This is a genomic window from Streptomyces sp. RP5T (assembly GCF_003933965.1).
In the GTDB taxonomy this organism is placed as follows: domain Bacteria; phylum Actinomycetota; class Actinomycetes; order Streptomycetales; family Streptomycetaceae; genus Streptomyces.
In genome coordinates, this window is record NZ_RSAJ01000490.1 from 1 (window position 1) to 6,234 (window position 6,234).

A 6,234-nucleotide genomic window follows, 5' to 3' on the forward strand; every position below is an offset into this window, starting at 1 on the left:
CTTCGGTACTAACCGGTCAAGCGTACGTGACTGGTTGCGCGACTCGCTTCTAACCTCTAAAGTCCCTTACAACGGTTACTCACATCTGGAGGGGACATCGTGACCTTGCGCACCGGCCACATCGGCCTGAACGTCACCGACCTCGACCGCTCGCTCGCCTTCTACCGGGACGTCCTCGGCTTCAGGCCCCTCGCCGAGGGCAAGGAGGAGGGCCGCCGCTACGCCTTCCTCGGCGACGGCGAGACCCTCGTCCTCACCCTCTGGCAGCAGGCGGAAGGGCCCTACGGCTCCGAGAGCGCGGGCCTGCACCACCTCGCCCTGGAAGCGGACTCGATCGAGCAGGTCAGGGAGTACGAGGAGGCGCTGCGGGCGTACGGAGCGGACTTCGCCCACGAGGGCGTGGTCGCCCACCGCGAGGGCGCGGCCTCGGGCGGCATCTTCTTCCACGACCCCGACGGCACCCGCCTGGAGATCTCCGTGCCGAGCGGCGCCGAGGAAGCCCCGGCTCCCTCCGGTGCCGCCCCGACCTGCGGGTTCTTCTAGCCATGGGCGTCTATCACGCAGGCTCGCGGGCCGTTCAGGACCGGGTGGGGGTGCGCGAGCAGGCCGATCACGTGGGCCGCTCGGTCGGCCGGGGCATCCGGGAGGTCGCCGCGGCCTTCCTGGAGCTCCAGCCCCTGCTGGTCGCCGGCGCCGCGGACCCCTCGACGGGCCGGGTCTGGGCCTCCCCGCTCGCGGGGGCGCCGGGCTTCGTGCGGGCGACGGGCCCGCAGCGCGTCTCGGTCACCGGGGGGTGGCTGCCGTCCGACCCCCTCGCGGCCGCGTTCACCACCCCCGGCACTCCCGTGGGCACGATCGCCCTCGACCCCCGCACCCGTCGCCGCATGCGCCTCAACGGCCGACTCGGGCCCACGGCACGGGGGTTCGCTGTCGAGGCCGACCAGGTCTTCGCCAACTGCCCGAAGTACCTGCAGAAGAGGCAGTCGTACGAGATCGTGGCGGACCGCCGGCCGGGCGAACCGCGCAGCGGCGCCGAGCTCTCGCCCGAGCAGGCCGAGTTCGTCACCGCGGCGGACACCTTCTTCCTGGCCTCCGTGCACGAGGGCGGCGCCGACGTCAGCCACCGCGGCGGCAACCCGGGCTTCGTACGCGTCGACGCGCCCGGCGAGCTCAGCTGGCCCGACTACCCGGGCAACTCCATGTTCCTGACCCTCGGCAACCTCGCCGCCGACCCCCGGGCCGGACTGCTCTTCCTCGACTGGACGACCGGTACGGCACTCCAGCTCACCGGTGAGGCGCGCACCGAGTTCGGCCCGGAGCGCCGGGTCCGCTTCACCGTGCACGAGACCGTCGAGACCCCCTCCGCGCTCCCCCTGCGCTGGTCCGCGCCCGAATACTCACCGGCCAATCCGCTTCCGGCGGGCTAACTTGCCCGTATGCGCACGAATTTGAGGGTGGCGTCCTACGCCGTATGCGTCCGGGACGAACAGATTCTGCTCGCCCGCTGGATCAACGACGGCCGGCCGGAGTGGACGCTGCCCGGCGGCGGCATGGAACACGGCGAGGACCCCTACGACACCCTGCTGCGGGAGGTGGCGGAGGAGACGGGCTACCGCGTCGAGGTCACCGGCCTGCTCGGGGTGCGGTCGGCGCGCTTCCCGTCCCGCCGCCGCTTCGGCCGCCCGGTCGACCAGCACCATGTGGGGCTGATGTACGAGGCCCGGGTCACCGGGGGCGAACTGCGCTTCGAAGTCGGCGGTTCCACGGACATGGCCGCATGGCACGACCTGGACGCGGTACCCGGGCTGACCCGGGTGCCCCAGGTCGACTTCGGCCTGCGGCTGTGGCGGGAGCGGCCGGCGGCCGGACGGCTCGCGGGATAGGTGTCGTACCCCGGAAGATGAACACGGAGTGACCGCCCCCGGGCCGTTCGACGAGCGCTCCTGAACGCGCAGGGTGGGCCAAGATCCACGTACGGCGATCGGCGTTGCGCGTTGCCGTCTCGTTCACGCGCAGGTCATTCCCGGTGCCAAGCATCCAGAGCGAGCGGGTTGTTCGCGAACGCGATCACCCGCGACCACTGCCGACGCAGTTCGCACTCGGGGAGATCGCGCCATGTCGCGCACACGCTCTGTCGCCAGCACCACGCCGGCGGTCCACCGTCGCGCCGTCCTCGCCGCAGCCGGTGCGGTCGCCGCCTCCGCGGGCGTCGGCTACGCCCTGCGGCCCACCGACAGTCAGGCCGCCACGGCCACCGGCGCCGCCGAGGCGCCCGTGGCGAAGACCGTCCACAAGGCCGCCGTCCCGGTCGCGGCCCCCCTCGCCCCGTACACCCGCGGCACCACCGTCGCCTCCGTCGCCGCCCCGCGCACGAGCTCCGGCTACCGGCGCCTGGGCAACGGCCCCGGCTGGAGCCGCAAGGTGCGCTCCGAGCTCGCCGCCCCGAAGACCGGGCGGGCCGGCCGCCGTACCGCGCTGGCCGCGTTCGTGCAACTCACCGACCTGCATCTGATGGACAGCCAGCACCCGATGCGGCTGGAGTACCTGCGCTCCACCGACGTGCACGCCTGGCGGCCCCAGGAGGCGCTCACCGTGCCCGGCGCGATCTCGCTCGTCGAGCGGATCAACGCGCTGCGCGGCGGCCCCGTCACCGGCTCCCCGCTCCAGTTCGCCATGACGACCGGCGACAACACGGACAACAACGCGCGCACCGAGCTGGACTGGTTCCTGACCGTCATGAGCGGCGGCCGGATCACCCCCAACTCCGGGCACCCGCGCCACTACGAGGGCGTCCAGAACAGCGGCCTCAAGCAGTACTGGCAGCCCGACTCCACCACCCGCGACCAGGACAAGCAACTGGGCTTCCCGCACCTGCGGGGCTACCTGGCCGCCGCCGTCCGCGAGCTCAACAGCCCGGGCCTGAACATCCCCTGGTACTCCACGGTCGGCAACCACGACAGCCTGCCGCTCGGCTGCTTCGGCCACGGCGACTCCTGGCTCGCCGAGTACGCCGTCGGCGGCAAGAAGCTCATGTCGCTGCCCGCGTCCGAGTCCAAGAAGCTCCAGGACATGATCAGGAGGGCCGACGACCCCCAGGGGCACGCCTTCCGCGATCTGCTCAAGGCGCACGCCCGGAGCATGCGCTCGGTCACCCCCGACGAGCGGCGCGCCCCCTACACCGTCCGCGACTACCTCACCGCCCACCTCGACCCCGCGCACCGCGGCGTCGGCCCGGTCGGCCACGGCTACTCCACCGCCAACCTCGACGCGGGCACCCAGTACTACAGCTTCCGCATCGCCGACGACGTGATCGGCATCAGCCTCGACACCACCGACCCGGGCGGTCACTACCAGGGCTCCATAGGCACCCGGCAGCTGCGCTGGCTGGACCGGACGCTGCGGGAGAACAAGGACGCCTTCGCCGTCGTCTTCAGCCACCACACCAGCGACTCGATGGACAACACCCGCCCCGACCCGGCCCACCCGGGTGAGCGCCGGCACACCGGCAAGGAGGTCGTCACCCTCCTTGCGAGCCACAACAACGTCCTCGCCTGGGTCAACGGCCACATCCACCGCAACGTGATCACCGCCCACTCGGCCCCGGGCGGCCGCTCCTTCTGGGAGATCTCCACCGCCTCCCACATCGACTTCCCGCACCTCGCCCGGGTCATCGAACTGGCCGACAACAAGGACGGCACGATCTCGATCTTCACCACCCTGGTCGAGTCCGCGGCCCCCCACCGCACCGACTTCACCGACCTCTCCCAGACCGGCCTCGCGGCCCTCTACCGCGAACTGGCCTACAACGCCCCGGGATCGAGCAACAAGCTGGGCGGCGCCGCGACGGACCGGAACACGGAGCTGGTGCTCAGGAAGGGCTGAAACCGGCTCAACCCCCCGAGCCCGCCTCAACCTTCCTCCAAGGGTCCGGGTCTCTCCCGCCGATCACGCTCGCCGAGCGTGTCCGACCAGGGGGAAGACAATGACCGTACGTACGACTGTGGTGGTCGGGGCGACCGCCGTGGCACTCGCGACCGGCCTCGCCGCCCCGGCGATGGCGGCCGGGTCCGACCCGCACGCGGCCACCCGGCAGGCCGTCCGCGCCGCGGTGCAGGACGGGGTGCCCGGGGTGACGCTCACCGCGAGAGACGGCCGCAGCACCTGGTCGACCACCGCCGGGACGGGCAACCTGAAGACGCACGCCCCGCGCACGGCCGACGACCGCTACCGCGTCGGCTCCATCACCAAGACCTTCGTCTCCACCGTGCTGCTCCAACTGGAGGCGGAGGGACGGCTGTCGCTCGACGACACGGTGGAGAAGTGGCTGCCGGGAGTGGTCCACGGCCACGGCCACGACGGCAGCCGGATCACCCTGCGCCAACTCCTCAACCACACCAGCGGGATCTTCAACTACACCGCCGACGACACGTTCGGGCGCACGTACTTCCTCAAGGACGGCTTCTTCAAGCATCGTTACGACACCCAGAGCCCCGGGCAACTCGTCGCCATCGCCATGAGCCACGAACCGGACTTCGCGCCGGGGGCGTCCTGGAACTACTCCAACACCAACTACGTCGTGGCCGGCATGGTGATCCAGAAGGTCACCGGGCGCTCGTACGGCGAGGAGATCCGGCACCGGATCATCGCCCCGCTGCACCTGACCGCCACCTCGGTCCCGGGCACCCGCGTCACGATGCCCCGGCCCAGCAGCCGGGCCTACTCCAAGCTGGCACTGACGGCGACCGGGCCGACGTACGACGTCACCGAGCTGAATCCCTCCCTCGCCTCCTCGGCCGGGGAGATGATCTCCGACTCGGCCGACCTCGACCGCTTCTACTCCGCCCTGCTGAAGGGCCGGCTGCTGCCGCCGGAGCAGCTCAAGGAGATGAAGACCACGGTGGCCGTGGAGGGGATCCCGAACGCCGGGTACGGTCTCGGGCTCATCGACCGCGAGCTCAGCTGCGGGGTGCACGTCTGGGGCCACGACGGCGGCATCCACGGCTCCTCATCCGTGGCCGTGACCACGGCCGACGGCCGGCGCTCCCTCGCCTTCAACTTCAACGGCGACTGGTCGGGCGACAGCGACGCGGTGATCGAGGCGGAGTTCTGCGGCGCGTAGTCACGCCGCCGCACACGACGAGGAGGGGCCGCGGCTCCCCAGTGCCGTGACCCCTCCTCTCCCCTCCTGGTCCCGCCCCGGTCCGTGTCTACCGGGGCAGCACTACGACATACGCGGCGGGATCCCGGTCGCCCGAGGCCATCAGGGCGGTACGGAGCACCGTCGCCTGCTGTTCCATCGCGTCCCGGAGCTTGCGCGGGGTGATGTGGACGACCGTGATGCCGAGCCGCTCCAGGTGCTCGCGCTTGCGGGCGTACTCCGACCAGAGCGCGTCGTCGTCCTGCCGGTGGCCTTGGCGGGGTGCCCGGGTGTCCAGCTCCACGGCCACCGCCTGCTCCGGCCAGTACGCGTCCAGGCCGCCGAGGTGGGGGCCGCCCGGCAGCCTCAGGTCGACGTTCCACACCGGGTCCGGCAGGCCGTACTCGCGGACCATGCGGTAGAGGCGGTCCTCGGCGATGGCGCGGCCCTCGGCGAGCAGGGAGTCCACCGCGTCCACCACGTGCGGCCGGCTGAGCAGCTTGGCGAGGTTCAACTCCCGGACGACGGCCGCCGGTTCGCAGTGCCCGCCGCGTACCGCCTCGGTCAGCAGCCGGCGTACCGCGCCCGCGTCCGTCAGTTCGGTGACCGCGTCGGCGAGGGCGCGCGGCACCGGGGCGACCGGGAGGCCGGTGACCTGTTCGGCGGCGGGGAGCGCCGAGGTGCGCACGATGCGCGCGCCGCCCGTCGAGCGCAGCCGGCGCATCCTCGGGACCAGCACGTCGATCCGGTCCAGGGAGAGCAGCGGCGGCGTCGAGCTGAAACCGTGCAGCGTGAGCGCCGCGAGGCCGGTGATCACCGCGTCCGCGTACACGGGGCGGTGCGGTTGCTCCGGGCCGGGCTGTGCGGGGACGCCGGCGCTCTGCTCCCGTGCCGCGTACATCAGCACCGCGTGCAGCCGCTCCTCGCTGGTCGGCGGGCCCGGGTGGAGCAGGAAGACACCCGGGAGGATCTGCTGCCAGGGGCCGCCGGGCCGGCACTGCTCGTTGGCCTCGGCGACCGAGACGCCGGTCGCACGCAGCCGGCCGGCCGTCACGACGCGGCGCTGCACCTCGGAGAGGAGCGTGCGGGGGGAGAGC

6 protein-coding genes are annotated in these 6,234 nt (G+C 72.2%); 5 read left to right on the forward strand and 1 reads right to left on the reverse strand.

All coding sequences use genetic code 11. The features are described from left to right. The first annotated feature begins 99 nt into the window (after window positions 1-99). The 5 genes from EHS43_RS34295 (at window position 100) to EHS43_RS34315 (ending at window position 5,119) form a co-directional block, all read left to right on the forward strand. Window positions 100-543, forward strand: coding sequence for a VOC family protein (locus EHS43_RS34295; RefSeq protein WP_125194547.1), 444 nt, complete (start codon window positions 100-102; stop codon window positions 541-543). A gap of 2 nt (window positions 544-545) precedes the next feature. Beyond that, a complete protein-coding gene (locus tag EHS43_RS34300) occupies window positions 546-1,427 on the forward strand; it encodes a pyridoxamine 5'-phosphate oxidase family protein (protein WP_125194548.1) in 882 nt (293 codons plus the stop codon). Between the two features lie 9 nt (window positions 1,428-1,436). Beyond that, a complete protein-coding gene (locus EHS43_RS34305) occupies window positions 1,437-1,883 on the forward strand; it encodes an NUDIX hydrolase (protein WP_125194549.1) in 447 nt (148 codons plus the stop codon). A gap of 232 nt (window positions 1,884-2,115) precedes the next feature. Beyond that, window positions 2,116-3,882, forward strand: a complete 1,767-nt coding sequence (locus EHS43_RS34310; RefSeq protein ID WP_125194550.1) for a TIGR03767 family metallophosphoesterase — start codon at window positions 2,116-2,118, stop codon at window positions 3,880-3,882. 100 nt (window positions 3,883-3,982) lie between these two features. After that, window positions 3,983-5,119, forward strand: coding sequence for a serine hydrolase (locus tag EHS43_RS34315; protein WP_125194551.1), 1,137 nt, complete (start codon window positions 3,983-3,985; stop codon window positions 5,117-5,119). Between the two features lie 88 nt (window positions 5,120-5,207). Here EHS43_RS34315 and EHS43_RS34320 read toward each other — a convergent pair. Beyond that, window positions 5,208-6,234, reverse strand: a 1,027-nt coding sequence (locus EHS43_RS34320) for a hypothetical protein (protein WP_125194552.1), incomplete at its 5' end; no start/stop codon positions are given.

Excerpts from the sequence above, each read along its gene's own strand:
- EHS43_RS34305 (WP_125194549.1), top strand. The coding sequence starts at position 1,437 with ATGCGCACGAATTTGAGGGTGGCGTCCTACGCCGTATGCGTCCGGGAC.
- EHS43_RS34310 (WP_125194550.1), top strand. The coding sequence starts at position 2,116 with ATGTCGCGCACACGCTCTGTCGCCAGCACCACGCCGGCGGTCCACCGT.
- EHS43_RS34315 (WP_125194551.1), top strand. The coding sequence starts at position 3,983 with ATGACCGTACGTACGACTGTGGTGGTCGGGGCGACCGCCGTGGCACTC.
- EHS43_RS34300 (WP_125194548.1), top strand. The coding sequence starts at position 546 with ATGGGCGTCTATCACGCAGGCTCGCGGGCCGTTCAGGACCGGGTGGGG.